Origin of the sequence: Brevundimonas sp., assembly GCF_046295595.1 — a bacterium.
Lineage (GTDB): Bacteria > Pseudomonadota > Alphaproteobacteria > Caulobacterales > Caulobacteraceae > Brevundimonas.
Map to the genome: position 1 here is coordinate 1 of NZ_JBKBMX010000018.1, position 25,602 is coordinate 25,602.

Below are 25,602 nucleotides of genomic sequence, written 5' to 3' on the forward strand. Positions count from 1 at the left end.
CATGGGCCGGGCCTTCGATCAGGGAGCAGGCCGCACCGCCGTCCTGTCGGGCCGGCTGGGCTGGCGTCACGCCTGGGACGACAGGGCCGGCGACGGCCGACACGCCTTCGCCGCCAGCCCCACCCCCGCCTTCACCGTCCATGGCCTGCCCGTGACCGGGGACGCCGTGGTGGCCGGGCTGGGCCTCGATCTGGACCTCAAGGACCGTCTCAGCCTCATCGTCGACTGGTCAGCCCAGCTCGCCCCGGACCTCAACGCCAACACCCTGGCCGCGACGCTGAACTGGAGGTTCTAGGACAGGAAAGCCCACGGGCCTCCGGCACGCCGCCGGAGGCCCGCCCAGTCGAGGGGGGTGCGCGAGCGCTGACCCGTGAGCTGGAACGTCTGGTTCCATGGTTGCGGCCAGTGTCCGCCAATGGCGCCGGTCAGACATGGCGTCAGGTCCTTTGTGCGACCTGTAACCCGAGGAGCCACAGACGCGGTCTGCGCATCGGTTCTACAGTCGAAACTTCGTAATATCCCGACTCGAAACGATATTTCACCGGGCTACAAATCTTCGACCTGGTCGACCTCAGGTCGTGGTGGTGACGGCCAGGTTTGCCCCGCCAAACGGTCACAAGACGCCGCCGTTCGCGAAGGCGGATGAACCGCCCTCCCCCTTGTTCCCCGGGTCGGAAGCGGTCAGCGGGTCCGCAGGACAGCGGCGATGCGGTTGTTGGCGATCAGGGTGGCGATGCCGGCCAGGGCGCTGGCGACCGGTACGATCAGCAGGCCGAGGCCGAGGGTGTTGCCGAGACCGTTGACGGCCGCCGCATCGCTGACGGCGCCGACGATGACGGGGCCTAGCGCCGGACCGACGAGGCCCGAGCCGATCATCATCAGGCTGGTGGCCATGGCCTGTTTGCCGGGACCCGCCACCAGGTGCGCCGCGCCGAAGGCCCAGGGCAGGAGGAGGGCAAAGGAGAACATCGTCGGCACGAACAGGACGATCGACATCCATCCGGTCGGCGCGAACAGGGCCGCAGCGGTCGTGACGGCCGAGATCAGGAACAACCAGCCCGGCAGGCCGATGATACGGCCCCGACCCGAGCGAACGGCCCGGTCGAAGCCACGACCGCCCAGAAGGGCGCCGATCACCCCCAGCCCGCCCTGCATCAGGCCGAAGGACAGGCCGACCTCGCCTGCCGTGAAGCCATGGGTGCGGATCAGAAAAGGGGCGGAGAAGGCGTAGAAGGGGGCCGAGGCGAAGCCGATCGCCAGCGCAGCGACGAACAGCCAGCGGAAACCCGGCGCCGACAGCAGGCGCAGGGCCTCGCGGACGAAGGGCGTGCGATCGGCCCCGGTCCGTGGCCGGGGCGGCGTCGGCCGGATGACGAGCGCAGCCAGCAGGAAGGCCAGGCCGCCGAGCGCGCCCGCTCCGACCAGGGCCGTGCGCCAGCCCACCGTGTCGGCCATCGCCCCGCCGGCGGCGAAACCCACCATCGTGCCCAGCGGAATGCCCATGGAGAAGAGGCCGAGCGCCAGGCCGCGCCGTTCGGGCCGCACCTGGCGGGCGATCAGGGCGTGACCCGCCGGCATGCCGCCGGCCTCGCCGAAGGCCACGCCGAAGCGTGTCAGGGCCAGGACGACGAAACTGGCCGCCAGTCCGCCCAACGCCGTCATGGTGCTCCAGACGAGCAGGCACCCCAGCAGCACAAGCCGGGGCGATCCCCGATCGGACAGACGCGCCAGGGGCAGGGACAGGAGGGTGTAGCAGACCGCGAAGGCGGCGCCCGTCAGCAGGCCGATCTGCGTGTCGCTCAGCCCCAGGTCGGTCTTGATCGCCTCGGCCAGGATGAAGGGCAGGATGCGATCGATCTGGCTGATGGCGCTGACCAGAAGCAAGGCCGCCAGCAGGGCCCAGAGCCTCCAGCCGGTCGCATAGGCGGCCGGGGCGGTATCGACGGCGGTCATCGGCCGGCCTCGAAACGAACCCCGGTCAGAGCCTCCGACACCTCCCACAGGCGCCGGCAGGCGGCCTCGTCCGTCGCCGGCGACGGTATGCGAGCCCCGGCGGGATATCCGCTCAACTCGGCCCTGCCATCCGGGCCGTAGTAGTCGCCACCCTCGGCCTCGGGCGCCGTGGCGGCGAACAGGCTGGGCAGGGCGCCCTGGGGGACGGGCTGGAACAGGAACCACAGCATCGCGCGCATCGCGCGACGCACGCGGCTGGGGCCGCCTGGGGTATTGTACAGCAGTCCCGTGCGCGAGATGCCGGGATGGACGGGGATGCTGGTCAGGCCCCAGCCGCTGGCGAGGCTGCGTCGGTGAAGCTCAAGCCCGAACATCAGGCACGCCAATTTGGACTGGGCGTAGGCGGGCATCGGGCGATAGGTCTTCTGTGCCTGCAGGTCCGCAAAGTCGATCCTGCCGCCGCGCGCCGCGATGCTCGACAGGGTCACGACCCGCGCCTGTCCCGCGTTCACCAGCAGCGGCAACAGGAGCCCCGTCAGGGCAAAGTGGGCCAGATGGTTGGTGCCGAACTGAAGTTCGAAGCCATCCGCCGTCTCCATCCGGTGAGGCGGCGTCATGACACCCGCATTGTTGACCAGCAGGTCCAGCGCGTCGGTCTGACCGCGCAGTCGGGCGGCCAGGGCCGAGACCGACGCGAGACTGCCGAGATCGACCGTCTCGAAGCGGATGACGGCCTCTGGAATTTCCGCCTTGATGCGGGCGATGGCCTCGGCGCCCGTCGCGGGATTGCGGCTGGCGACGATCACCTGGGCCCCGGCGCGAGCCAGCTCGCGGGCGGTCTCGAAGCCGAGACCGGCCGAGCCGGTCACGACGGCGGTCTTGCCCTTCTGCGGGGGAATGTCTGCGGCGGTCCAACGGGTCATGGCGGGGGTTCCGGTTTCAGGGCGGTCGGTCGAGACCCTCAGCTTGGGCGATGCGTCGGGAAAGCGAATGTCCGATGCCCCGCGTTTCTTGCCTAAAACTCCAGCTCGTCTTGTCGGGCTGGCCGCAAGGGCGTAGCCCTTTGGGTCATGCAATGGAGGTTTCGATGACCAGCCGACTGACCGACGCCATCGCCGGAATCCTCGACCGGCAAGGCGTGGAGAACGGCGGCATCGAGACCCCGGTGCCGGGGCTGCGGCTGATCCGCACCCATGGCTGCGTGCCGCCCCGGCACATGACCTATCGCCCGTCGCTGTGCCTGATCGCCCAGGCGGCCAAGCGGGTGATGGTCGGCGACAGCACCCTGACCTATGGCCACATGCAGTCGCTGGTCATCACGGTGGAGGTGCCTGTGCTCAGCGAGATCATCGACGCGACGCCGGAAAAGCCCTTCATCGGCGCGACCCTCGCGCTCGATCCCGACATCATTCTCGACGTGGTCACCCGCATGGACAAGACCACCCGTCCCAACGGCCCCGCCGGCCTCGGCCTGGTGGTCGAGGCGGTGGACGAACGGATCGGCGCGGCCATGATCCGTCTGATCGAACTGGTCGAGCAACCCGAGGCTGTCGAGATCCTCTATCCGGGGGTAATGCGCGAGATCACCTACTGGCTGATGACCGGCCGGGCAGCCGCCAATGTCGCGCGGATGGTCCTGCCCGAGGGACCGCCCCGGCGCATCGCCGTGGCCATCCACCACCTGCGCGAAAACTTCGACGAGCCGCTCAGCGTCGCCGCCCTGGCGGGTCTCGCGGGCATGAGCCCGTCGGCCTTTCACCAGCATTTCAAGGCCCTGACCTCGATGTCGCCCCTGCAGTACCAGAAGCACCTTCGACTTCTGGAAGCCCGGCGGCGCATGCTGACCGAAGGGGAACGGGCCGGCTCGGCCGCCTTCTCGGTGGGCTACGAGAGCGTGTCCCAGTTCAGTCGCGAGTACGCCCGGATGTTCGGCGCCCCGCCGTTCAGGGAGACGCGGCGCGCCCGCGCGAGCTTGTCCGGAGCCCTGGCTGAAGCGGTCTAGGTCAGATTCGAGACCGCCCCGGGACGTCGCGTGTCCCAAGCTCAAGGTCGCCGGACCTCGCCAGCGCAACGGCGATGGAGAGGGCGGCGCCGGTCGACGATATTCGCCGACCGGCCTCCGGCCATGGGCTTAGCCCGCGGCGCTCGCGTCTTCGCCCTGGGCCAGGTCCAGCTCCTGTTCGAACGCCGGCTCGTCGCCCTCCTCGATCTGCACCACGATGGCGGTGTAGCCGAGGCGGAGCAGCTCGCCGAGACGCTCGATGTCGTTGACGATGATCGGGCGACGTTGCCCGGCCCCCTCGCCGGCCGGGGCGATCAGCGCGATCGCCAGGCCCACCGGCAGTTCGATCTGGCCGTTCGGACCCACGACGCCGCCGATCGGGGCGAGGAAGCTGTCCGTCAGGATCTGGCGGGCCGTGGCGGCGCCGTCGCCGACGACCGCCTCTCCGTTGACGAGGAAGGTGCCGTTGCCCGGCGTGCTGATGTCGGTGAAGACCCCCTCGACCGTTCCGCCCGGCGCGTTGACCACGACGGAACCGGCGTCGACCGTCACCTGGACCAACTGACCGGCGTCAAGCGTGACGGTATCCGGCGTGGTGACGTTCGAGGTGATCGAGCCATTCGTCGTGATGTCCACATTGCCCTGGGCCACGATGATGGTCGACACCGTACTGCCGCCGCTGACGTTGACCGCGCCGCCACTGGTGATGGAGCCGCCGATCACGCCGCCGGTCGAAGACAGGTTGACCGGGCCGCCGCCGATGATGACGCGATCCGATCCCGCGCCATAGCTGGCGTTGACCGGACCGCCGGCGGTCAGACTGCCGGTGGACGACCCGCCCGCATCGATGAAGACCGAGCCGAGGGCAACGATCGAACCGGATTCGTCGCCGCCGATGGTCATCACCACGTCGCCCCGGGTGTCGAGCGTCTGGTCGGTGAAGACCTGATCCCCGGCGAGCAGCGCGGTGTAGTCGTCGGCCACCTTGACGGTCGCGGCCGAGAAATTGTCGCCGGTCACCGTCATGACGCCCAGACGCACGGCGTCGGTCCCGGCATCGCCAAGGGTGATGTCGCCGCTCGCCCCGGACGACAGTCCATTGCCGGCGATGAAGAAGACGCCCTGCCCGCCCGATGTCGTGCCGATCAGATGCGGCTGGATGGTGATGTCGCCGGCCGCATTGGGTGACCGGGTGGTGTCGAAGGTGGTGGAGGCCCGCGTCAGACGGACGGTGGCTCCTTGGTCTCCGGTGAAGCGGAGGCTGTCGCCGGCATAGACACTACCCTGCAGCACGGTCCGGGCGGCGTGGACCGACACGGCCCCCAGGCGGACCTGGGCGCCGAAGTCACCCACGGTCGCGTCGCCACCGCCGGCATCGAGGGTCAGGGATTGCCCCCCGGCCGTGGCGCCATTGACCGAACCCAGCAGGATGTCGCCGTCCGCTGTGTCGATCAGGGTGTCCCCGGTCAGGGTCGCGACTCCGGCGGCGTTGAAGTCACCCGCGCCGGTCAGGCGATAGTCGCCCGCGAAGTTGACGGCGCCGCTGTAGGTCTGACCGCCGGTGGTGACGGCTCCGTTGGTGCGGATGCTGGCTCCGGTGACCGACAGGCTGTCGAGCGCGGCCGTCGCGCCCACCGCTCCGAGGGTGGCGAGACCGCCGGCGTCGATCGAGAGGTCATGACCGCCATTGACCGACGCCAGGGTCGTGTCGCCGCTGGTCCCGATCGCCGCGTCGCCGGCCAGGGTCGCGGGCCCGGTCGCCCAGAAGTCGGAGGCCGCATAGGCCCCGGCCAGCGTCAGGGCGCCGAGATAGCTCTGCACTCCGGTCGTCGCCGCGCCGGCGGTGACGATCGTGGTTCCCGTCCCCTCGAGGCGGGTCAGGGCGTCGGTCGAACCGACCGCGCCGAGGATCACCGCGCCGCCGTTGACGACCAGACCGTGTCCGCCGTCGATCGCGCCGAGGGTCACCGCGCCGTCGGCGTCGATGGACAGGTCATCGGCCAGCCGGACCGCGCCGGCGTTCATCGAGTCGACCTCGAACACGCCGCCGAGGTTCGCCGCGCCCGTCAGGGACATCGCGCCGGAGACGACGACGCCGTCGACCATGTCGATGGCGGACGCCTCGACCGTCAGTGACGCCAGGGCCGTCGTGGCGCCCGTGGCGCCGAGGCTGACGGTGTCGGCGTCGATGTCGAGGGCGTGGGCGCCGTCGACGCCGCCGAGGTTCGCACCGGTCGCGGCGATCGAAACGTCGCCGCCGAGCCGCGCCGCGTCGGCCGAGAAGCCGGCGGCCTGATAGGCGCCGTTCAGGGTGATGGGACCGCCGTAGGTCTGGTCGCCCGTGGTGGTCGCTCCGGCCGTCAGGATGGCGGCGGAGACGATGCTCAGGTCGCCCAGCGCCGTGGTTCCACCAACCCGCGCCAGGCTGACGTTGGCGGCGTCGATCGACAGGTCATGGGCGCCATCGACGGCGCCGAGGGCGACTCCCCCGGTGGCGCCGATCGCGGTGTCGCCGGTCAGGGTTGTGGCGCCGCTCGTCACGACGTTGGAGGCGGCATAGGCCCCGGCCAGCGTCAGGGCGCCGAGATAGCTCTGCCCCCCGGTCGTCGTCGCACCGACGGTACGGATCGTCGTTCCCGTGACGTCCAGCGAGGTCAGGGCGTCGGTCGAACCGACCGCGCCGAGGATCACCGCGCCGCCGTTGACGACCAGACCGTGTCCACCGTCGATCGCGCCGAGGGTCACCGCGCCGTCGGCGTCGATGGAGAGGTCATCCGCCAACCGGACCGCGCCGGCGTTCAGCGAGCCGGCCTCGAACGCGCCGCCAAGGTTGGCCGCGCCGGTCAGGGAGGCCGCGCCGGAGACGACGGCGCCCTCGACCATGTCGATGGAGGACGCCGCGAGCGTCAATGACGCCAGGGCCGTGGCAGCGCCCGTGGCGCCGAGGCTGACGGTGTCGGCGTCGATATCGAGGGCGTGGGCGCCGTCCACGCCGCCGAGGTTCGCATCGGTCGCGGCGATCGAGACGTCGCCGCCTAGCCGCGCCGCGTCGGCCGAGAAGCCGGCGGCCTGAAAAGCGCCGTTCAGGGTGACGGGACCGCTGTAGGTCTGGTCGCCCGTGGTGGTCGCTCCGGCCGTCAGGATAGCGGCAGAGACGATGCTCAGGTCGCCCAGCGCCGTGGTTCCACCAACCCGCGCCAGACTGACGCTGTCGGCATTGATCGACAGGTCCTGGGCGCCATCCACGGTTCCAAGGGCGACCTCGAGAGCGGCGCCGGAGATCGAGACGTCCCCGGTCAGTTCGACCGCGCCATTGGCCGTGAAGGCGTCGCCGGCCTGGTAGTCGCCGGCCAGGCGGATGTCGTCCGCGCTGAACCGCTGGGCGCCCGTGGTGGCGGCAGCGGCCGAAGTGATCGAGACGCCCGTCACGTCGAGCGAGGCCAGACCCGTGACGGATCCGATCGCCTGCAGGGTGACGTCGCCCGAGCCGACGAGGGTCAGCGACTGGCCGCCGACGGTCGCGCCGTCGACGAGGGCCAGATCAATAACCCCGCCGTCGGTGGTGGTCAGGCCCAGGTCGCCGGCCAGAACGACGGCGGCGGCGAAGGCCAGTCCGCCCGCGCCGGCCGTCAGGTCGCCGGCCAGCGAGGAGCCGCCGGCGCCGGCCGCGATCGTCAGGCCGTCGACGCCGACCGCGTCGAACTGCACCGCGCGACGGCCGTTCAGGGTCAGGGTCTCGGCGTAGTCGCCGGCGGCGATGTGAACCGTGTCGTCGGTGGTTGAGCCGTCGAAGGCCGTCTGGATCGACAGGGCCTGGGTCCCGCCGCCGATCAGCTCGCCGACACCGACATAGTAGTGGCCGGTGCCGTCCGAGCCGTCGAAGCCCTGGACAAGGCTGGCGTCGGACTCGGTCGGATTGAGGTTGACGGCGAAGTCGATCGCGTCGTCGAGGCTGGTGCGGAAGAAGGTGTAGTCGTCGCCGTCGGCGCGGTGATCGGGATTGACGACGGTGAAGTCGAAGCCGGTCAGGTACAGGTCGCCGATCTCGAGGCCGATGCCCGAATAGCTCTGGGCGAAGACGCCCAGCAGTTCGCCGAAGCTGTTGTCGCCGGCGTCGATATGGATGTCGGTCAGCTGCTGATCGTAGAAGCGGTTCGTTTGGTACAGCGCCACCGCGCCCCACAGGTTGTTGATGGTGGTGACGCCGCTGAGCGTCACATCGGCGCTGTCGGTGATGCCGACGCCGACGCCCTTGGTGCCCTGGCCGTCGACCGTCACATTGGTGATGGTCGCGCGGATGACGCCGTTCAGATCCAGCTCGCTGCCGCCCCAGCCCCGGATGGTCACGTCCGAGAGGGCGAAGTCGAGCACCCGGTCGCCGGCCGCGCCCGTGTCGGGCTGGACCTTGACGCCATAGTGGCCGCTGCTGGTGGAGTTGTTGCCCTGGAAGGTGAAGCCGGACAGGGACACGTCATCGGCGTTGACCAGCATGCCGTAGCTATTGACGGCCGAGCCGTCGATCAGGGTCTGGCCCTGGCCGGCGCCGATCAGGGACAGCGACTGGTCGATGTTCAGGGTGGAGCTGAGCGCATAGGTCCCGCCGAGCACCCGCACGGTGTCGCCGTCACCCGCCGCGTTCACCGCCCCGGCGATGGACATGGCGCGCGTGCCGCCGCCGTTCAGGTTTCCGATGCCGACGGTGAAGGTTCCGGTGGCGTCGCTGCCGCTCCAGCCGTTGACGATGCTGGCGTTGGTGTTGGCGACATTGACGGCGAAGTCGATGGCGCCCTGCTGCGTCTTCTGGAACCAGGCGTAGGACGTCGCGCCGCCGTCCTGCTGGCCGTTCTGAACCACGAAGTCGAAGCCTTCGATGGTCAGGTCGTCGGCCTGGTGAAGCGCCGAGGCGTATTGCTGCAGATAGACGCCGTTGACCTCGCCGAAGCTGTTGCTGGCCTCGACCGTGATGTCGGTCAGCTGCTGGTCGCTGAAATTGTTGCGCTGATACAGGGCCAGACCGCCCCAGGCGTTGCCCGAGGTACTGGTGTCGCGGATCGTGACGCCGGCGCTGTCGGTGATGGCGATGCCGTTGCCGGCGATCACGCCGCTGACGGTGACGCCGTCGATCAGCACGTCCAGCACGCTGTTCAGATCGAGGCCGGTCTTGCGCGAACCGTTGATCGTCACGTCGGCGATGCTGAAGCCGGTGTTGCGGCCCGACGCGCCCGTGCCGGAGGCGGCCTCGACCTTGACGCCGTAGCTGGCGTTGGTCGCGGCGGCGGACCCGTTCAGCGTGAAGCCGCTCAGGGACACGTCGTCGCCGTGCACCCGGACGCCATAGGCGCCGTGGCCCGAGGCGTCGAGGATGGTCTGACCCTGCCCCTGTCCCGCCACGGTGATGCTGTCATCCTGGATGAACAGGGTGTTGGTCAGGGTGTGCGTGCCGGCCGACAGGTTGAGGGTGTCGCCCGAGTCCGCCAGCGCCAGGGCGCGAAGGGCGGCGTCGACGCCCGAACCTTGGGTGACGAACAGGTGGCCGTCGACGACGCTGACCCGGCCGACGCCGGTCTGGTCGACGCCGTGATGGATGCGGGCTTCGAGGGCGAACAGCTCGGCGTCGCTCATGGCCGAACCGAGCTCGCCGTTGAACATGACGCCGGTCATGTCCAGCGCGGTCGCGCCGACCCAGGTCAGGTGCGCCACTGTATCGGCGCCGCTGATGAAATCATTGCCCGCGCCGAAATTGATCGTCCCGCCCGCGCTGGCCGGGAGGAAGAGGTCCCGGGCGTTGTTGGTGAAGGTGTTGCCGGTGATGTTGGTGACGGTCGGCAGGGCGTTGCCCGCTCCCACCAGGAGGGCCTGCTGGTTGTCGGTGAAGCGGTTGTCGGTGATGTTCAGCGTGCCGACGCCGCGCACCAGCAGGGCCGCGCCGTCGTTGACCCCGGCGGTCAACTTGGTCGGGCTGGCGCCGATGCCGGTGATCTGGTTGCCGATGAAGTCGACCGTCGCCGCGCCGAACACCTTGAAGATGCCGCTGGACAGGTCGGTCGTGTCGCCGACGTTGCCGACGATGTTGTCGCTGATCAGGACATGGGCCGTCGGCGTCGCCTGGCGGAAGGTGACGTGTCCGACCGTGCCGTCCAGCACGTTGCCGGAGAAGACCACGCTGGTGATCGCCGTGGCGGTTCCGCCCGTGCTGGTGTCGAACGCCGACCAGCCGCGGATGTCGAGGAATTCGGAGTTGGTGATCGAGATGGCCCCGCCGAACTGGCCGCCGGCGAAGCCGTGGCGACCGGCGACGTTCCCGCCGTCGAAGCGCACGCCGTCGACGGTGAGGTTGGTGACCCGGCCATTGCGGACCAGGGCGTTGCCGCCGCCGTCGCCGCTCAGGGTGAAGTCCTTGAGCGTCAGGTCGGAGAAGGCCGTGTTGCTGAGGCTGATCCCGCCGGTCAGGTGGGTCCCGTCGACGCCCGCGCCGCTCAGCGTCACGCTCTTGTCGATGGAGACCAGACCGGCGTAGTCGCCGGCCCGGATGTTGACATGCCCGCCGGCGGCCACGGCGATGACGCCGGCCTGCACCGTGTGCAACGCCTGACGTTCGTTGCCGAGGCCGTTGCCGTAGTTGAAGTCATCCGCCGGCGTGACGCTGCTGTCGTCGTCGACGGAGACATGGCTGCGATTGGACCAGGCATAGGCGCGATCCAGCACCGCCATGCCGTTGTTGCCGTCGCTCAACGCCATGATGTTGGACTGGGCCCCGGCTGAGGCGTGCTGGGCGAGCGGGGCGCCTGTGTTCAGGTTGAGGACGATGCCCCACTCGTTGCCCAGCGGACCCTGGGTGTTGCCGAGAATGTCGAGCCCCGCTCCGTCCGTGTACTGGACCAAGATGGCGCCCTTGGTGTTCTCGATGTAGTTCCCGGCCACTTCCGCGCCCGCGTTTCCGCCGCCATGCAGGCGGATTCCGGTGCGGATGTTGGTGATTTCATTGTCCGTGATCGTGGCGTTCTCGGCGCCGTTGCTGACCACAATGCCGACAGTGCTGAGTTCCGCGGCCCAATCGATCTCACGATGATCGCCCGACACGGGGCCGTCGATCGCCAGGTTGCGTACCGTCACGTTGTCGCCGCCGATGGTCAGACCCGCCAGCGGCGTGCCGTCGACCCCGATGGTCGCCACTCCGCCACCGTCAATCGTGACGTTCGAGGCGGCGACACTGGCGCCGGCGGCGTATAATCCGTGCCCGAGATTGACCGTCGTGCCGCCGTCGACGTCGCCGATGACGCCGAGCGCGTCGGCGATCAGAGTTTCGCCCGTGGTGTCGGCGCCGCCGGCGTTGACGCTCTGGACCAGGGCGCCGTCGTTGACCTCGATGTCGCCGGCGCCATGGATGCGGCGACCCTCGACCTCGATGTCGCCGGAAATGGCCAGTTCCGACGAGACGTTGATTCCGCCGCCGTCGCCCTCGCCGGCCGACAGGACGATCACGCCGTGGTCGAGGTCGATGGAGGTCACGGTGATCTCGCCCGAGACGTTGATCACGTCGCTGATCAGGCCCGCCGCCGCGGCCGCGGAGATCTGGACCAGGCCGCCGCGGGCGAGAATCTCGCCGGCCTGGGTGACCAGCGGCGAGTCCGCGCCGAGGGAGAATTCGATCAGGCCGTCGCCGGCGAGGTCGAGGGTGTAGTCGACGCCGCTGGCGAGGACGACCCGCCCGCCCCGCGCCGTGATGACGCCCGCATTCGACACCCGGGGGGCCACGAAGGCGGCCAGGCCAGCATCGGCCACGGTGATGTTGGCGCCCGAGAGGATGGAGACGGCGCCGGTGTCGGACGACAGGCCCGAGAAGCGCAGGTCGCCGCCGCTCATAAACTCCGCGTCGCTCACGTCGGAGGTGGTGGCGACGAGGCGGCCGACGTCGACATTGGCCGTGCCGCCGAAGACGACGCCATTGCCGTTGATGACGACCACCGTGCCGTCGGCGCTCAGTTGGCCGAAGATCAGCGAGGGCGCCGCGCCCGAGCCGGTCACCCGGTTGACGGCGATCGACTGGGGACCGTTCTGCTGGGCGAAGTCGACCGAGGCGTTCTGGCCGATATCGAAACTGTCCCAGTTGATGAGCAGACGGTCGCTGGCCTGATCGATCTGGAGGTGATTGCCGGCCGGGTCATGGATGGTCCCGGTTCCGCCGACGATCTGTCCGCCGCCCGGCAGGGCGTCGACGCCCGGCACCTGCGCCAGCGCGGGCGCCGCCGCGACCAGGGCGAGCGCCCCGGCGGACAGCATCAGGGCGTTTCGGACCCCGGACGTGCGGGCCCGGGCGACTTTGGTGACGGTCATTTTGCGCTTGGTCATCACTCATCTCCAGCCACGAGGCCGGGGGCCCCGCGCTTTTCGGTCATCAGTCTCAGAAGGCGGCGGTCAGGGTGAAGAAGACTCGCGCTTCGCGGTCCCCCTCGGCGGCGACGTCACGGTTCAGCGGCTTGGCGTATTCGAGGGCGGCGGCGTAGCGCTGGCCGAGGCCGAGGCGGACGCCGAAACCGGCGGACTCGAGGCTCTCGCTCACGTCCTCGCCGGGAAGGGGCGCGTTCTGGCGCACCTCGCCCGCCTCATAGAAGGCATAGGGCTCGATCGAACCGAAGGCCTGCGGCGTCAGGGTGTAGAACAGCTCCACCTTGCCGGCGACGCCCTCGTCCCCGGTGACTTCGGACGGGTCGAAGGCGCGGGCGAAGGCCGCGCCGCCGAGGCCGAACTCCTCGGAGGCGAGAAGGCTGTCGGGGCTGAACTGGGCGGCGGCGGCGACCTGAAGATAGAGCCCCGCGGCCAGCGGCTGGAGCCGGCTGAATTCGATGTTGAGCCGTTTCGCCTCGGCCGTGCCGGTGAAGCGCGACTTGTCAGGGTCGCCGTCTTCGGTGGCCCCGAAACCGCCGAGCCCCTGGGTCACGCCCAACTGCCAGGTGGTGACGCCGCCCCAGGTGTCGGCATGGTTGCCGAACAGCTCGGCGGACAGGCTGCGAATGCTGTCGTCGAAGAGCGGGTCGATGAAGGCGTTGCTGGATTCGGAGTCTCGCGCGGTGAAGTTGGCGCGGAACAGCAGATTCGACGCCCGGCTGCGGATCAGCGGATAGGTCAGGCCAAAGCCAAGGGTGGTGCTTTCACCGTGCACCCCGAGGATCGCCAGTTCGTCGCCGGGCTCGGTCGCCGCATAGCTGGCGAAGGCGTTGACGCGGAGGCCGGAAGCGCCGACCGGCTGCTCATAGTTCAGGGACAGGAAGCCCAGTTCGCCGTCTTCCGGGGCCACGACCGCTGTCAGCGAAAGGCGCTCGCCCAGCCCCAGCGCGTCGTTGAACGTAAAGCCGGCGTAGGCCTGCCACGGACCGAGCCAGCGCGAGCCGCGGTTGTCCAGCGCCAGAAAGGCCTCGACCGGATTGCGCTGGACAACCAGGCTGATGTCGGCGGCGGCGGGCATGGTCGGTGAAGGCGCGACGACGGCGCGCACATCGACGCCGCGCAGGTCCCGGGCCAGCAACAGGGCGCGGGACAGGGCGTCACCGGACGTGGGGCGACCGGCCAGAACCGGCGCCATATAGCTGTCGAGGAACGGCCGGTAGCCGCCAGCCTCCCCCTGGATGTTCACCTCGGCGACGTAGCCTTCCAGGATCTGGATGGTGACGACGCCAGTTTCGATGCGCTGCGGGCCGACCACGGCGCGCGACAGGACGTAACCCCGGCGCCGGTATTCGGCTGTGACCTCTTCGGCGAGGCGGAAGACCTCGGCCAGCGCCATGTCGCGACCGATGTAGGGTGCGGCCAAGGCTTCCAGATCCGCCATCGGAACGGCCGAAGCGCCCTCGAAGACTACATCCGTGAGGGTTACGCGCAGGTCGCTCTGGGGCGCCGGCTGCTGCTGGGGCAGGTTCGGAACATCGACCGGAAGGACGCTGGGCGCCTCCGGCCGGGCGCGCAGGCGCTCATCGACGCGCCCCGGATCAACCGGCGTTTGCTGCGCCTGCGCCGCCGTCGAGATGGCCGCCGTCGCGACGACCACCGCCGCCACACCCAGTGTCTTCCACACGCCCATCGATTCCCCCGAACGACGAAAGCCACGCTCCGTCTCGCGGAACGCCAAATTGCGGCGCACCATAATCAGGTAAATCGAAATAACGCGAGTCGAAAATCGAGAATCGCCGAACGCCGTTAATACACATCTGTTTAGGCGAGTGGGCCCACATCAAGCAACCGATGACCTGTAAATGTATCAGAAACCAATGTCATCATTGAACATCTCGAGACATACGACACCCTTCTTCAAGCTCAGACCAAAATACCCACATCTGGTTATTAAGGTTTACATAATATGCTCTACTCAATACTGCATTGATGGATATTTAACCACTGTCATTTTCCGAGTTTTCAGGGCTCGGGGCGTAGCCTTCTCAAGCAATCGACTTGAGAGGCTCAGCAGATGTGGACCCGCTATGCCGCCGTCGCGGCTGCGACCCTGGCGCTTGGAATCGCCGGGGCCGCGACCGCGGACGATCTGGAGCAGGCCTTCGCCCACGCGGCCGGGGGTCACCTGAGCCGGGAGCAGACGCCGCGCTGGACCGACGTTCAGGCCCGCGCCAGCCAGCGCGCCGTCCCGGCCCCCGCCAAGCTGACGAAAGCCTGCAAGAACGCGCCGCCGCCAAAGTCCGGCAAGGATATTCGGCCGGCCAAGGTGCGCGCAGCCTGCACCCGCCGCGACTTTCAAAAAGCGGTGGACGTCGCCCGGGGGGGCTCCACCATCGACCGGATGATGGCGGTGGACCGGGCGGTGAACGCTCTGCCGTACGTCGCTGACAGCCGCAACTGGGGCGTGGCGGACTACTGGGAGACGCCCGAGGAGATGTTTACGCGCGGCGGCGACTGCGAAGGCTTCGCCCTGACAAAATATTTCGCCCTGCGCGAGCTCGGCGTTCGCGACGACGCCATGCGGATCGCCATAGTATGGGATCGGCGGGACCTCGAGGAGCACGCGGTGCTGCTGGTCCGCGCCGGCGGCGACACCTGGATCCTCGACAACAAGACCGCCAGACCGGTGCGCCTGGCCGACGACAGCGAGCGCTACCGCCTGATCTATCACGTCAACGGGAGCGGGGCCCGTCTGCCGGACATGGCGGAGAGCCGGCAGCGCTCCCCGGCCCGGGCGCGCATCGTCGACGGCGGCCGCACCCTGGTGTTGAAGATCACGCCGCGCAGCCGGCGGGCGGCGGGGTAAGGCCGGACGCGGCGCTAGCCGGTCTGTTTCGGCAGTCGGGCGACGACCGAGGCAAGGCCTCCCAGCAGGAGGCGCGACTCTTCGGTGGGCTGGCAGCCGGCGGCGAGGATCAGCCGCAAGGCATGGACATGGACCTCGACCGCGGGCCACCGCCAGCAGGCGCCGGTGATCATCCGGTCGCTGGTTTCGCACAGGCTGAAGGCGGCCGCGTAGAGCGGGCCGGTGTCGAAGAAGCCGGCCATGTCGGCGAAGGCCGAGGCCAGTTCATAGACCCGCGGCCCGGCGCCCTCTTCACGGGCCGCGCAGACCGCTTCCAGCTGGCCGAGGATCACCGCAAGGGACCGCATGCCTTCTTCGCGGTGGCTGTCCAGACCCGCCTCGGCCGCCTGGACCGCCTCCGCGACGGTGCGCCCGCCCGGCCGGGCCATCTTGCTGGCCAGGGTGCTGCGTGCGCCCGTCTTTCGAACGACGATCACAGGGCCACCCGCCGCGGCTTGAACATGCTGTCGATATCCGACTGATCCATATTGGCCTCCACGGCGGCGCCGACGTGCGTTGAAAGATCGCCGCTGCGGCGGCCGGGGACATTGAGCGGCGGCCCCATGTTCCGAACCCGGCGATCCGGCCCGACATAGGACTCCGATTCGATGAACTCGCGCTCGTCGGTCGACAGCCAGACGATTCGCTGCAGCAGGACGGTGGGGGTCAGCGGCTTGGTGACGACGAAACTGGCGCCGCAATCCCGGCTCTTGTTTATCCGCGAGGCGGCGGCGTGGCTGGTCAACATGACGACGGGAATCCGCCGCGTCGCCGCCGGCGATTCCCGGCGCAGCCAGTGAATGAAATCATAGCCGTCCATCTCGGGCATGGCGCAGTCGACCAGGATCAGGTCGACCGGCCTCCGCTTGATGATCTCGGTGGCCTCGAGCGCGGAGTTGCAACGAATCTGTTCTTTCACGCCGAAGCCCTGGCAGACCGAGCTCAGGATATCGAGCGCCTGGGGGTTGTCGTCGATCAGAAGGACCGAGACCTGCTCCAGATTGACCCGATCGGACTGGCGGGAAGCGCGGGCCATCGGCTCACTCGAACAGCACGAAGTCGCCGGACTGCGTGGCCGGCGTCAGACGTGTGAGCGTCGGGGTGACCGCCGACTGCAGCCGCCCGGCGAGGGCCGCGAGGGGGAGGTCGGCGAGCGCGTCCTCGACCGGCGCCCCGCTCGACAGGGCTCCGGACAGGGCCCGCAGCGCGTCCAGCGTCTGGTGCAGGTCGTCGATCGCCTGGGCCTTGACCAGCACGCCCGAGCGAAGATCCGGCGGGGTCAGGCGGGCGTGCTCGGTGACGAGGTCGGTCAGGCCGTCCACCGTCTCCATCATGGCCGCCAGTTCGGTCGAAAGACCCGAGAACAGGGCGCGGGTTTGCGACGGGCTCATCAGAACAGCTCCACGGCGCCGGCGTCGGGCGCGATGACCGGGGGGACGAGCGGGGGCGTCGGGCTGTGATCGGTGACCGGACGCTGCAGCGCCCGGCCGGTGACCGGCCAGTACTGCACGCGGCGTCCCCCGGATCCCCGCAGGCTGCCGCCCACCAGGGCGATCCCCTCGTCGCGCAGGAAGCGTTCGGCGAAGTCGGCATTGGCCAGACCGACGTCCTGCAGCGAGTTGAACATCCGGCCGCCGCCGAACAGCTTGGCCTCCATCCGGTCGCGGCGCGCGCCCTGTTTGAGGCAGTCGTTGATCAGCACCTCCATGGCGTAGGCGCCGTAGCGGCGCCCCGCGTCCGGACCGGGCCCGGAACCTTCCGGAAGCAGGAAGTGATTCATGCCGCCGACCCCCGCGACCGGGTCGCGCAGGCACATGGCGACGCAGCTGCCCAGAATGGTGGTCAGCATGATCCCCGGGTCGCGGGTCACATAGTGCTCGCCCTGACCGACATGGACACGATGGGTGACGGGCGATTCCCGCACGGCCGCCGTCATGTCAGGACGCCGAAGACCGTTTCGACCTTCTCTTTCAGCTGGGCGACGGTGAACGGCTTGACCAGATAGTTGTTGACCCCGAACTGGACCGCGCGCGCCACCAGCTCGCGGTCGGCGCGGCCGGTCAGCATGATGAAGGCGGCGCCGGCGATCGGCGGGTGGGCGCGAACCGCGCGCAGCAGACCCAGACCGTCGAGATTCGGCATGTTGAAGTCGGAGATGATCAGGTGGGCGGGCTGGGCGATCAGCTGGCGCAGACCCGCCTCGCCGTCCGCCGCCTCGCGGAATTCGCGGAAGCCCAGCTGTTGCAGGCTGGTGCGAACGAGCGAGCGCATGGAGGCCTGGTCATCAACGATGAGGGTGTGGATGGCGGAGGCGGCGGGCATGCGTAATCCTCAGACTGATACAGGGACGGCGTCGCGCGGGTGGTCGGCGCAGACGTCGAGAATGGCGGCGGACAGACGGTTCAGGGGCAGCTGGCGCTCGACGGCGCCGATCTCGAAGGCGGCCTTGGGCATGCCGTAGACGACGCAGCTGGACTCGTCCTGGCCGAGGGTGCGCCCGCCGGCCTGGCGGATTTCCAGCAGGCCCTGGGCCCCGTCACGGCCCATGCCGGTGAGGATCAGGCCCGCTGTCGGCCGGCGCAGGCGGGCCACCGAGCGGAACAGGACGTCGACGGACGGGCGGTGGCCGCTGACGGTGTCGGACTTGACCAGCCGGCACCGCGGCGTGGTCCCCGAGACTTCCAGATGCGCCTCGCCCCCCGGCGCGATGTAGATATGGCCGGGGGTCAATGGCGCGCCGTCCGAGGCCTCCTCGACCGTCGCCGCCGAGGACTTGTTCAGTCGCGCGGCGAAGCTGCTGGTGAAGGTGGCGGGCATGTGCTGGGTCACGACCGTCGCCGGGCAGTCGGCCGGGAAGGACGACAGGATCGTCAGCAGGGCCTCGACGCCGCCGGTCGAGGCGCCGATGGCCAGCACCAGATCCTTGTTGGCGCGATAGTCGGCGTCGGGCCGCGCGGTCGGCGCGGCGCCGCCGGCGCGGACGCGCGAGCGGGCGGCGACCTTCACCTTGGCGGCGAGATCGGCGAAAGCCTCCATGGCGGTGACCCCGGCCGAGGGCTTGCCGACGGCGTCCACGGCGCCGAGCTCCAACGCGGCGAGGGTGATGCCGGCGCCCGCCTGGGTCAGGGTCGAGACCATCACCACCGGCATCGGCCGCAGGCGCATGATCTTCTCGAGGAACTCCAGCCCGTTCATATTGGGCATCTCGATGTCGAGCGTGATGACGTCCGGGTTCAGCCGCTTGATCGCCTCGCGCGCTTCCAGCGGGTCGGCGGCCGAGCCGATGACCTCGATCTCCGGATCGCGGCGCAGGGCGGCGGTGATCAGGCCGCGCATCGTGGGGGAGTCGTCGACGACGAGAACGCGGACCGTCATGACGCCAGCCTGTAGGTGGTCAGGCCGCTGGTCTGCAGTTGTTTGACAGCCGGGCCGGTGACCCGTTCCGAATGGCCGATGTAGAGGGTGGCGCCGGGCGTCATCAGCGGCGTGAAGCGGCTCCACACCCGCTCCTGGGTGGCGTCGTCGAAATAGATCACGACGTTGCGGCAGAAGATGACGTCGAACTTGCCGCGCATCGGCCAGTCGCCGATCAGATTCAGCTCCTTGAACGACACCAGCCGCCGCAGCAGCGGGCCGGCGCTGAGCCGGTCGGCGCCGTGGCCCGGGGCCTTGTCGAAGAAGCGATGGCGCAGCAGGGCCGGCGCGGCCTCGAGCGCCTCGGCCGTATAGACGCCGGCGGCGCCCTCGGCGACCATGTTGGGATCGATGTCGGTGGCGAGGATGCGCACATCCAGATCGGCCGCCTCGGGCAGGACCGACAGCACCGTCATGGCCATCGAATAGGGCTCCTGCCCGTTCGAACAGGCGGCCGACCACAGGCGCACCCGCCCGCCGGCCCGGGCCCGCTCGATCAGGGCCGGCATGACCTCGTCGCGCAGATGATCGAAATGGTGCGGCTCGCGGTAGAACCGGGTGACATTGGTGGTCAGGGCGGCGGTCATGACCTGCCGCTCGTCGACGCCGTCGACGCCCTGGACCAGAGCGCAATAGTCCCGGAAGCTGCGCAGTCCGAGCACGCGCAGCCGCTTGGCCAGCCGCGAATAGACCAGGGCGGCCTTGCCCTCGTTCAGGGAAATGCCCGCGTAGCTGTGCAGGATTTCGGCGATGTGGCGAAAGTCCTCGGCGGTGAAGACGAACTCGCCCTCGACGAGGGAGGAGCGGCCGGCGGCGGAGCTCATGCGGCCTCGGCTTCGGTCTCGGGGACGATCCGGTCCAGCTCGATCAGGCTGATCATGCGGCCGTCGAGGGCGAAGATGCCCTTGACGAAGGTCTTCACATGATCGCTGGCGACGTCGGGCGTCGGCTGCACCTGTTCGTCGGTCAGCTGGATGATGTCCGACACGGCGTCGACCAGCAGGCCGACGGTCCGGTCGCCGATCCGCGCCACCATGATGACGTGGCGCGCCGTCGGCTCGGAGGTGCGCAGGCCGAAGCGGGCGCCCAGGTCGATGATCGGCAGCACGGCGCCGCGCAGGTTGATCACCCCCTTCATGAAGCCCGGGGCGCGCGGCAGGGGGGTGGCCGGGGTCCAGCCGCGGATCTCGCGCACCGACATGATGTCGACGCAGAACTCCTGCTCGCCGATGCGGAAGGCGATCAGTTCGCGCGAGGTCGCGGCGGCGGCGGAAAGGGTGTCGGTCATGATCAGCTCGCGAGTTTGAGTTCAGGACGCGCCGAGCGGCGGCGGGCGTTGGCCACGATGGCGTCGACGTCGAGGATCAGGGCCACCCGCCCGTCACCCAGGATGGTGGCGGCGGCGACGCCCTCGACCTGCTGGTAGTTGGTCTCGAGGCTCTTGATGACGACCTGGCGCTGGCCCTGGATGGCGTCGACCAGCAGGGCGGCGCGGAAGCCGGCCTCGGTCTCGATGACCACGGCCACGCCCGAGGCGGGGACCGCGGGTTCAGCGCGGAAGCCCATCACCATGGCCACGTCGATCAGCGGGACGAACTCCTCGCGGAAGCGGATCACGGCGTCATGCCCGCCCACATGGTGAATGTCCTGCGGCCGCGGCGTCAGGCTTTCGACGATCGCCGTCAGTGGCGCCACCAGGGTCTGGTCGGCGGCGCTGACCACCATGCCGTCCAGCACGGCCAGGGTCAGGGGCAGGCTGAGGGTGAAGGTCGAGCCCTTGCCGGGCGTTGAGGCGATGCTGATCCGGCCGCCGAGGGCCTGGATCGACCGGCGCACCACATCCATGCCCACGCCGCGGCCCGAGACGTCGGAAATGGTCTCGGCGGTCGAGAAGCCGGGCAGGAAGATCAGGTTGTCGATCTCCTCGTCGGTCAGGACGGCGTCGGCCTCGATCAGGCCCTTGTCGACGGCGATGCCCCGCACCCGGTCGCGGTTGATGCCGCGGCCGTCGTCGCTGATCTCGATGACGATGCGGCCGGAACGGTGCAGCGCGACCATCCGGACCGTGCCCTCCGCCGGCTTGCCGGCGGCGACGCGATCGTCGGGGCTTTCGAGGCCGTGGTCGATCGCATTGCGCAGCATGTGGGTGATCGGCTCGGCGAGGCGTTCGACGACGGTCTTGTCGACCTCGGTCGCTTCGCCCTCGGTGACGAGGCGAACGCGCTTGCCGGTCATCTCGGCGACTTCGCGGACCAGACGCGGCATGCGCTGGAACACCGACTTCACCGGCTGCGCCCGGATGGCCATGACGCTGTCCTGGATCTCGCGCGTCAGCAGCTCGAGGTCCTCGAGGCCGACGGAGATGCCGGAGGAGCGGGCCAGCCCGCTTTCGACCACGCGCTGGGCCAGCATGGCCTGCTGGATGACCAGTTCGCCGACGACGTTGATCAACCGGTCGACACGGTCCAGGTCGACGCGGATGGTGATCGCCGAGGAGGCCGGGGTGGCCGGCGCAGTGATGGGCGCGGGGGCTGCGGCGACGGGCGCCGCGGGAGCGGCCGGCGCCATCCTGGCGGGCTCGGGCGTCACGGGGGTGGGTTCCGGGGCGGCGGCCGCCGGATCGACCATGGCTTTGGCCAACAGGGCGGCGATGTCGAAATCGTCCGTGGCTTCCGGCGCGGCGGCGTCGTCCGCATCGGCGGCGGGCGAGACGGTCAGTTCGCAATCGGACTCGACGAAGTCGAACACTTCGCGAATGCCGGCCTCTCCCGCCGGGGTCTCGATGTCGACGGTCCAGGTCAGATAGCTTTCCTCGGCGACCAGATCGTCGAGGCCGGGCAGGGCCGAATCGTCGAGGGCGACGGTGATCGGACCCAATCGCGACAGTTCGCGCAACAGCAGTCCGGTCTCGTTGGCGTTGGCGTACATCCGGGCATGCGGACGGAAGACCACCCGCCAGGTCTCGCCCGCCGCCTCCACCGGCGCCGACGGCGCCTCGAGGCTGGACATGTCGAAGGCGATCGGACGGAAGCCGAAGTCGTCTTCGTCGTCCGTAGCGGCGGCCGCGACGACGGGCGCAGCGACCGGGGCCGGGGCGGCGGGCGCGCTCGCCTCGCCGTGAGTCAGCATTTCGAGCTCGGCGACCAGGGCGGCGGAGCGGGGCTCGTCAACGGGGGGCGCGTGGCCGCGGGCGGCGGCGATATGGTCGGCCAGCAGGTCGGCCGCGCGCAGCAGGGTCTTGACCGTGGGATCGTCGCACGGCTTCCGGCCCGAGCGGATCTCGTCCATCAGGGTTTCGAAGACGTGGGCGAAGCGGACCAGGTCTTCCAGGCCAAAGGCCCCGGCCCCGCCCTTCACCGAATGAACGGCGCGGAACACGGCGTTGACGGTCTCGTCATCGCCCTCGCCGCTCTCGATGGCCAGCAGACCGGCCTCGAGATCGCCCAGCAGTTCGTCGCACTCCTGGAAGAAGGTGACCTTGATCGCTTCGAACGGATCGTCTGTCATGGTCAGGCCGCCACTCGCCGCACGGCTTCGATGAGCTTGGCCGGATCGAACGGCTTGACGATCCAGCCGGTGGCGCCGGCGTCGCGTGCGCGCTGCTTCTTGGCCGCGTCGCTCTCGGTCGTCAGCACCAGCACAGGGGTGGCGCGGTGGTTGGGATCGGCGCGCATGCCCTCGATGAAGCCGAAGCCGTCGAGGCGCGGCATGTTGATGTCGGTGATGACGACATCGGCGCCCTCTGCCGCCAGGGTCTCGAGACCATCGACACCGTCGACGGCCTGGATCACCCGGTAGCCCGCCTCGACCAACGCCAGCAGGAGCATGTCCCGCATGGTGCGTGAGTCGTCGATGGTCAGGACTGTCTTGATCACGCGAAGTCTCCCGACGGTCCGGCGGCCATCGCGGGCGCCCCGAACGCGTTCCATTGATCGACGAAGGCCCCGGACGCCGGACTGACCACGAAGGCGTGGCCGTCCGCAGCCCACGTCCGCATGGCGGACATCAGGACCTGGAGGCAGAGACCGCCGAGGCGCTCGACCCCGGCCGCGTCCACCGCCAGGGGCTGGCCGCGGTGCTCCAGCAGCTCGGCCCGCAGGGCCTCGGCCGACTGGATGTCCAGGACGGCCGGCAGGGTGAGCGCCGCGGTCATCAGAACTCTTCCCAGCCGTCTTCGGCGGCGACCGGGGCGGGTTTGCGGGCGGCGCCGCCGCGGCCGACCGTCTTCATGGCGGTGACCGTGCGGTGGACCGGGCGCGGGGCGGCGCGGACCGGGGCGGCGCCGGCGTCGACCCCGATCTGGAAGCGCGACACCGAGCCGGCCAGGGTCTCGGCCTCCTGCGACAGCGAGTGGCTGGCGGCGGTCGATTGCTCGACCATCGCCGCGTTCTGCTGCGTCACCTGGTCCATCTGGTTGACCGCGGTGTTGACCTGTTGGAGCCCGGTGGCCTGTTCCTGGGCCGAGGCGGCGATCTCCGACACCAGGCCGTCGATCTCGGCGACGCGGCTGACGATGCGTTGCAGCGCCTCGCCGGTCTGACCCACCAGGCTGACGCCGGCGTTGACCTGGCTGGTCGAGGCCGAGATCAGCACCTTGATCTCCTTGGCCGCCTCGGCCGAGCGCTGGGCCAGGGCCCGCACCTCGGAGGCGACCACGGCGAAGCCGCGGCCGGCGTCGCCGGCCCGGGCCGCCTCGACCCCGGCGTTGAGCGCCAGCAGATTGGTCTGGAAGGCGATCTCGTCGATCACGCCGATGATCTGGCTGATCTCCTGGGCCGATTTCTCGATCGCGCCCATGGCCCCGACGGCGTCGCGCACGACATTGCCGCTGGTCTCGGCGTCGCCCTTGGCGGCCTGGACCGTCTCCGAGGCCTGACGCGCGCCCGAGGCGGTGCGGTTCACCGTGGCGGTGATCTCGTCCAGCGCGGCGGCGGTCTCCTCGAGGCTGGCCGCCTGCTGTTCGGTGCGGCGCGACAGGTCGTCGGAGGCCTGAGCGATCTCGCCGGCGCCCGAGCGGATGGCCGAGACGTTGCCGGCGACCACCGACATGGCCTCTTTCAGCTGGCCGATGGCGGCGTTGAAGTCGGCCTGCAGCTTGGCGTAGTCGGCGGGGAAGGACTGGGTCAGGGTGTAGGTCAGGTCGCCGCGCATCAGGTGGTCGAGACCCTCGCCGAGCGCCTCGACGACGATCGCCTGCTCCTCGGCGGCGGCGTCGGCCTGACGCTGGTTGCGGGCCCGCTCGGCCTCGGCCGCCTCGCGGCTGGCCACGGCCTCGGCTTCCACGCGCAGCTTGTCCACGGCGGCGTCGCGGAAGGCGATGACGGCGACGCCGAACTGGCCGAACTCGTCCTTGCGCTGGGCGCTGGGCACTTCGATGGCGGTGTCGCCCTGCATCAGCTTCTTCATGTCACCGATCAAATTCTGGATCGGCCGAACGAGGGCCCGGGTCAGCATCCAGCCCGAGCTGACCGCGATCATGGTCGCGGCGATCAGGCCGATGAGCAGGGCGATCAGGGCCGTGCGGGCGGCCCCGGTCTGGGCCTGCACCGCCTTCTCAATGTGTTGGGCGTTGATGGTCTTGATCGCTTCCAGCGACTCCTCGACCTTGCCGATATAGGCATCCGCCGAGCCGTCGCGACCGACCATCGCCACGGCCTGGGCCCGGGTCTCCGGATTGGCGGCGAGGGCGTTGCCGGCGACGACAACCTTCTCGAACCATTCGTCCGCGGCGGCTTCGACCACCGCGACCTCGGCCTCGGCGTCCATGCCGGGGACATTCTTCAGGTCGGCCAGCGCCTTCTTGAAATCGGCCCGGTGAACGTCGAGACGTTCGAGATAGTAGCTGTCGCCGGAGAGGAGATAGCCACGCATGCTGTTCTCCTGCCGCACCACCTTCAGCTCGGCCAGGGCGGTGTCCCGCACCGCCTGGTTGACGTCGGCGCGGAAGACGCCGGCGCGCTCCAGCGCCTGAAGGTTGTAGAAGATGACGCCGCCCATGGCGACGATGGCGAGCAGCACCGCCGCGAAGGCGACGGTGAGCTTGCGGCTGACGGAGAGGTTGGTGAACACGGGAGGTTTCCTTCGAAGGCCTGAGGGCGAGCGCAGCGGAAGTATGATCAGAACGAGAGGGCGATGGAGCCGACCAGGCGGCCCTCATAGGGCTCGCCAAGGCTGTGTCCGTCGGTGTCGTACCAGCGGACGTCGAGGGCGAGATTGTCGGTGAGCTTGCGTTTCACACCGGCGTTCCAGGCGACGTATTCAGCGCCACCGTCCGCCGAGCGGTCGGCCACGGCGGCGGTGAACTTCGTCTTGCCGTCGATGGCGACGCCGCCCTGCAGCTCGACCCACCAGGCCTCCTGGGTGCCGCCCGCGCCGTCCGGGGTGTAGTTCACCCGCAGACGGGTGCTGACCGGGCCCAGCTTGCGCGACGCGTCGGCCTGGTATTCCCAATAATTTCCGTCGTAGCCAGGATTGCTGCCGGGCAGGTCGCGGTTGACCACCGAGACGTCGAACTCGAAGCCGGCGACCTCGGGCCTGTAGCCGATGGCGGTGACGATCTCGGCGTGGGCCCCCGAGCTCAGATCCGCACTGGAGGCGAAGGCGCTGGCGTAGAAGGCGCCGCTTTCGATCTCGACCGAGCCGAACAGGCTCGGATTTCCGTCGCTCTTGCCAGCGCCCTTGCCGACATATTCGCTGGCCACACCGACCTGGCCGCTGAACGACTGGGCGTGGGCGAGGGTCGGGGTGAGGCAGACTGCGACCAGTCCGCCGAAGAGCGTCAGGCGGCGGCGGATTTGGTCACGGAGGCGGGCGGACATGGAGGGCATCGATCTCTCTGCGAAGTTCATCCGCAGGGTATTGATCGAACGCTGAATATAATTCCTGAACCGGAGAATACGTAGCAATACCTATGGCGGCGGACCGCCGTCGCCCGGTAACCATG

20 protein-coding genes are annotated in these 25,602 nt (G+C 69.4%); 3 read left to right on the top strand and 17 right to left on the bottom strand.

All coding sequences use genetic code 11. The annotated features are described in order from the left end of the window. The coding region (locus ACK4JY_RS11825; protein ID WP_409605924.1) for an autotransporter domain-containing protein at window positions 1-295 on the top strand (295 nt) is incomplete at its 5' end. Between the two features lie 386 nt (window positions 296-681). Here ACK4JY_RS11825 and ACK4JY_RS11830 read toward each other — a convergent pair. Together ACK4JY_RS11830 and ACK4JY_RS11835 are read right to left on the bottom strand one after the other, a co-directional pair. Then, complete coding sequence (locus tag ACK4JY_RS11830; protein WP_409605926.1) at window positions 682-1,953, bottom strand: MFS transporter; 1,272 nt, start codon at window positions 1,951-1,953, stop codon at window positions 682-684. Next, on the bottom strand, window positions 1,950-2,876 hold the full coding sequence (locus ACK4JY_RS11835) for an SDR family oxidoreductase (protein WP_409605928.1): 927 nt from the start codon (window positions 2,874-2,876) through the stop codon (window positions 1,950-1,952). The genes ACK4JY_RS11830 and ACK4JY_RS11835 overlap by 4 nt, the downstream gene beginning before the upstream one ends. A 164-nt stretch (window positions 2,877-3,040) precedes the next feature. Between ACK4JY_RS11835 and ACK4JY_RS11840 the strand changes: the two genes are divergently transcribed. After that, a complete protein-coding gene (locus ACK4JY_RS11840) occupies window positions 3,041-3,955 on the top strand; it encodes an AraC family transcriptional regulator N-terminal domain-containing protein (protein ID WP_409605930.1) in 915 nt (304 codons plus the stop codon). A gap of 129 nt (window positions 3,956-4,084) precedes the next feature. Here the strand turns inward: ACK4JY_RS11840 and ACK4JY_RS11845 are convergent, their stop codons facing one another. Both ACK4JY_RS11845 and ACK4JY_RS11850 read right to left on the bottom strand, forming a co-directional pair. Next, window positions 4,085-12,304 carry a beta strand repeat-containing protein gene (locus ACK4JY_RS11845; RefSeq protein ID WP_409605931.1) on the bottom strand — a complete coding sequence of 2,740 codons (8,220 nt, stop codon included), beginning with the start codon at window positions 12,302-12,304 and terminating at the stop codon, window positions 4,085-4,087. A 52-nt stretch (window positions 12,305-12,356) separates the two neighbouring features. Beyond that, a complete protein-coding gene (locus ACK4JY_RS11850; RefSeq protein ID WP_409605933.1) occupies window positions 12,357-14,024 on the bottom strand; it encodes a ShlB/FhaC/HecB family hemolysin secretion/activation protein in 1,668 nt (555 codons plus the stop codon). 390 nt (window positions 14,025-14,414) lie between these two features. Between ACK4JY_RS11850 and ACK4JY_RS11855 the strand changes: the two genes are divergently transcribed. Next, window positions 14,415-15,206 carry a transglutaminase-like cysteine peptidase gene (locus tag ACK4JY_RS11855; RefSeq protein ID WP_409605935.1) on the top strand — a complete coding sequence of 264 codons (792 nt, stop codon included), beginning with the start codon at window positions 14,415-14,417 and terminating at the stop codon, window positions 15,204-15,206. Window positions 15,207-15,220: 14 nt separating this feature from the next. Here the strand turns inward: ACK4JY_RS11855 and ACK4JY_RS11860 are convergent, their stop codons facing one another. Genes ACK4JY_RS11860 through ACK4JY_RS11920 form a run of 13 tightly spaced genes read right to left on the bottom strand, consistent with a single transcriptional unit; the run spans window position 15,221 to window position 25,477 of the window. Further along, the gene (locus ACK4JY_RS11860) at window positions 15,221-15,682 is read right to left on the bottom strand and encodes a chemotaxis protein CheE (RefSeq protein WP_409605937.1); all 462 of its coding nucleotides are present in this window, start codon (window positions 15,680-15,682) and stop codon (window positions 15,221-15,223) included. Next, window positions 15,679-16,281, bottom strand: coding sequence for a response regulator (locus ACK4JY_RS11865; protein WP_409605939.1), 603 nt, complete (start codon window positions 16,279-16,281; stop codon window positions 15,679-15,681). The genes ACK4JY_RS11860 and ACK4JY_RS11865 overlap by 4 nt, the downstream gene beginning before the upstream one ends. Window positions 16,282-16,285: 4 nt before the next feature. Continuing rightward, the gene (locus ACK4JY_RS11870; RefSeq protein ID WP_409605941.1) at window positions 16,286-16,636 is read right to left on the bottom strand and encodes a hypothetical protein; all 351 of its coding nucleotides are present in this window, start codon (window positions 16,634-16,636) and stop codon (window positions 16,286-16,288) included. Further along, complete coding sequence (locus tag ACK4JY_RS11875; RefSeq protein WP_409605943.1) at window positions 16,636-17,181, bottom strand: chemotaxis protein CheD; 546 nt, start codon at window positions 17,179-17,181, stop codon at window positions 16,636-16,638. Before ACK4JY_RS11875 ends, ACK4JY_RS11870 begins: the two co-directional genes overlap by 1 nt. After that, window positions 17,178-17,567: a response regulator gene (locus ACK4JY_RS11880; RefSeq protein ID WP_409605945.1), complete on the bottom strand. Its 390-nt coding sequence runs from the start codon at window positions 17,565-17,567 to the stop codon at window positions 17,178-17,180. The genes ACK4JY_RS11875 and ACK4JY_RS11880 overlap by 4 nt, the downstream gene beginning before the upstream one ends. Before the next feature lie 9 nt (window positions 17,568-17,576). Further along, complete coding sequence (locus ACK4JY_RS11885) at window positions 17,577-18,620, bottom strand: chemotaxis response regulator protein-glutamate methylesterase (protein WP_409605947.1); 1,044 nt, start codon at window positions 18,618-18,620, stop codon at window positions 17,577-17,579. Beyond that, on the bottom strand, window positions 18,617-19,483 hold the full coding sequence (locus ACK4JY_RS11890; RefSeq protein WP_409605949.1) for a CheR family methyltransferase: 867 nt from the start codon (window positions 19,481-19,483) through the stop codon (window positions 18,617-18,619). Before ACK4JY_RS11890 ends, ACK4JY_RS11885 begins: the two co-directional genes overlap by 4 nt. After that, window positions 19,480-19,947, bottom strand: coding sequence for a chemotaxis protein CheW (locus tag ACK4JY_RS11895; protein ID WP_409605951.1), 468 nt, complete (start codon window positions 19,945-19,947; stop codon window positions 19,480-19,482). Before ACK4JY_RS11895 ends, ACK4JY_RS11890 begins: the two co-directional genes overlap by 4 nt. Before the next feature lie 2 nt (window positions 19,948-19,949). After that, a complete protein-coding gene (locus ACK4JY_RS11900) occupies window positions 19,950-22,166 on the bottom strand; it encodes a chemotaxis protein CheA (RefSeq protein WP_409605953.1) in 2,217 nt (738 codons plus the stop codon). Between the two features lie 2 nt (window positions 22,167-22,168). Further along, window positions 22,169-22,534, bottom strand: a complete 366-nt coding sequence (locus tag ACK4JY_RS11905) for a response regulator (protein ID WP_409605955.1) — start codon at window positions 22,532-22,534, stop codon at window positions 22,169-22,171. Then, window positions 22,531-22,812, bottom strand: a complete 282-nt coding sequence (locus tag ACK4JY_RS11910; protein ID WP_409605957.1) for an STAS domain-containing protein — start codon at window positions 22,810-22,812, stop codon at window positions 22,531-22,533. The genes ACK4JY_RS11905 and ACK4JY_RS11910 overlap by 4 nt, the downstream gene beginning before the upstream one ends. Beyond that, window positions 22,812-24,728 carry a methyl-accepting chemotaxis protein gene (locus tag ACK4JY_RS11915; protein WP_409605959.1) on the bottom strand — a complete coding sequence of 639 codons (1,917 nt, stop codon included), beginning with the start codon at window positions 24,726-24,728 and terminating at the stop codon, window positions 22,812-22,814. Before ACK4JY_RS11915 ends, ACK4JY_RS11910 begins: the two co-directional genes overlap by 1 nt. Window positions 24,729-24,775: 47 nt before the next feature. After that, window positions 24,776-25,477, bottom strand: coding sequence for a TorF family putative porin (locus ACK4JY_RS11920; RefSeq protein ID WP_409605961.1), 702 nt, complete (start codon window positions 25,475-25,477; stop codon window positions 24,776-24,778). Between the last annotated feature and the right edge of the window lie 125 nt (window positions 25,478-25,602).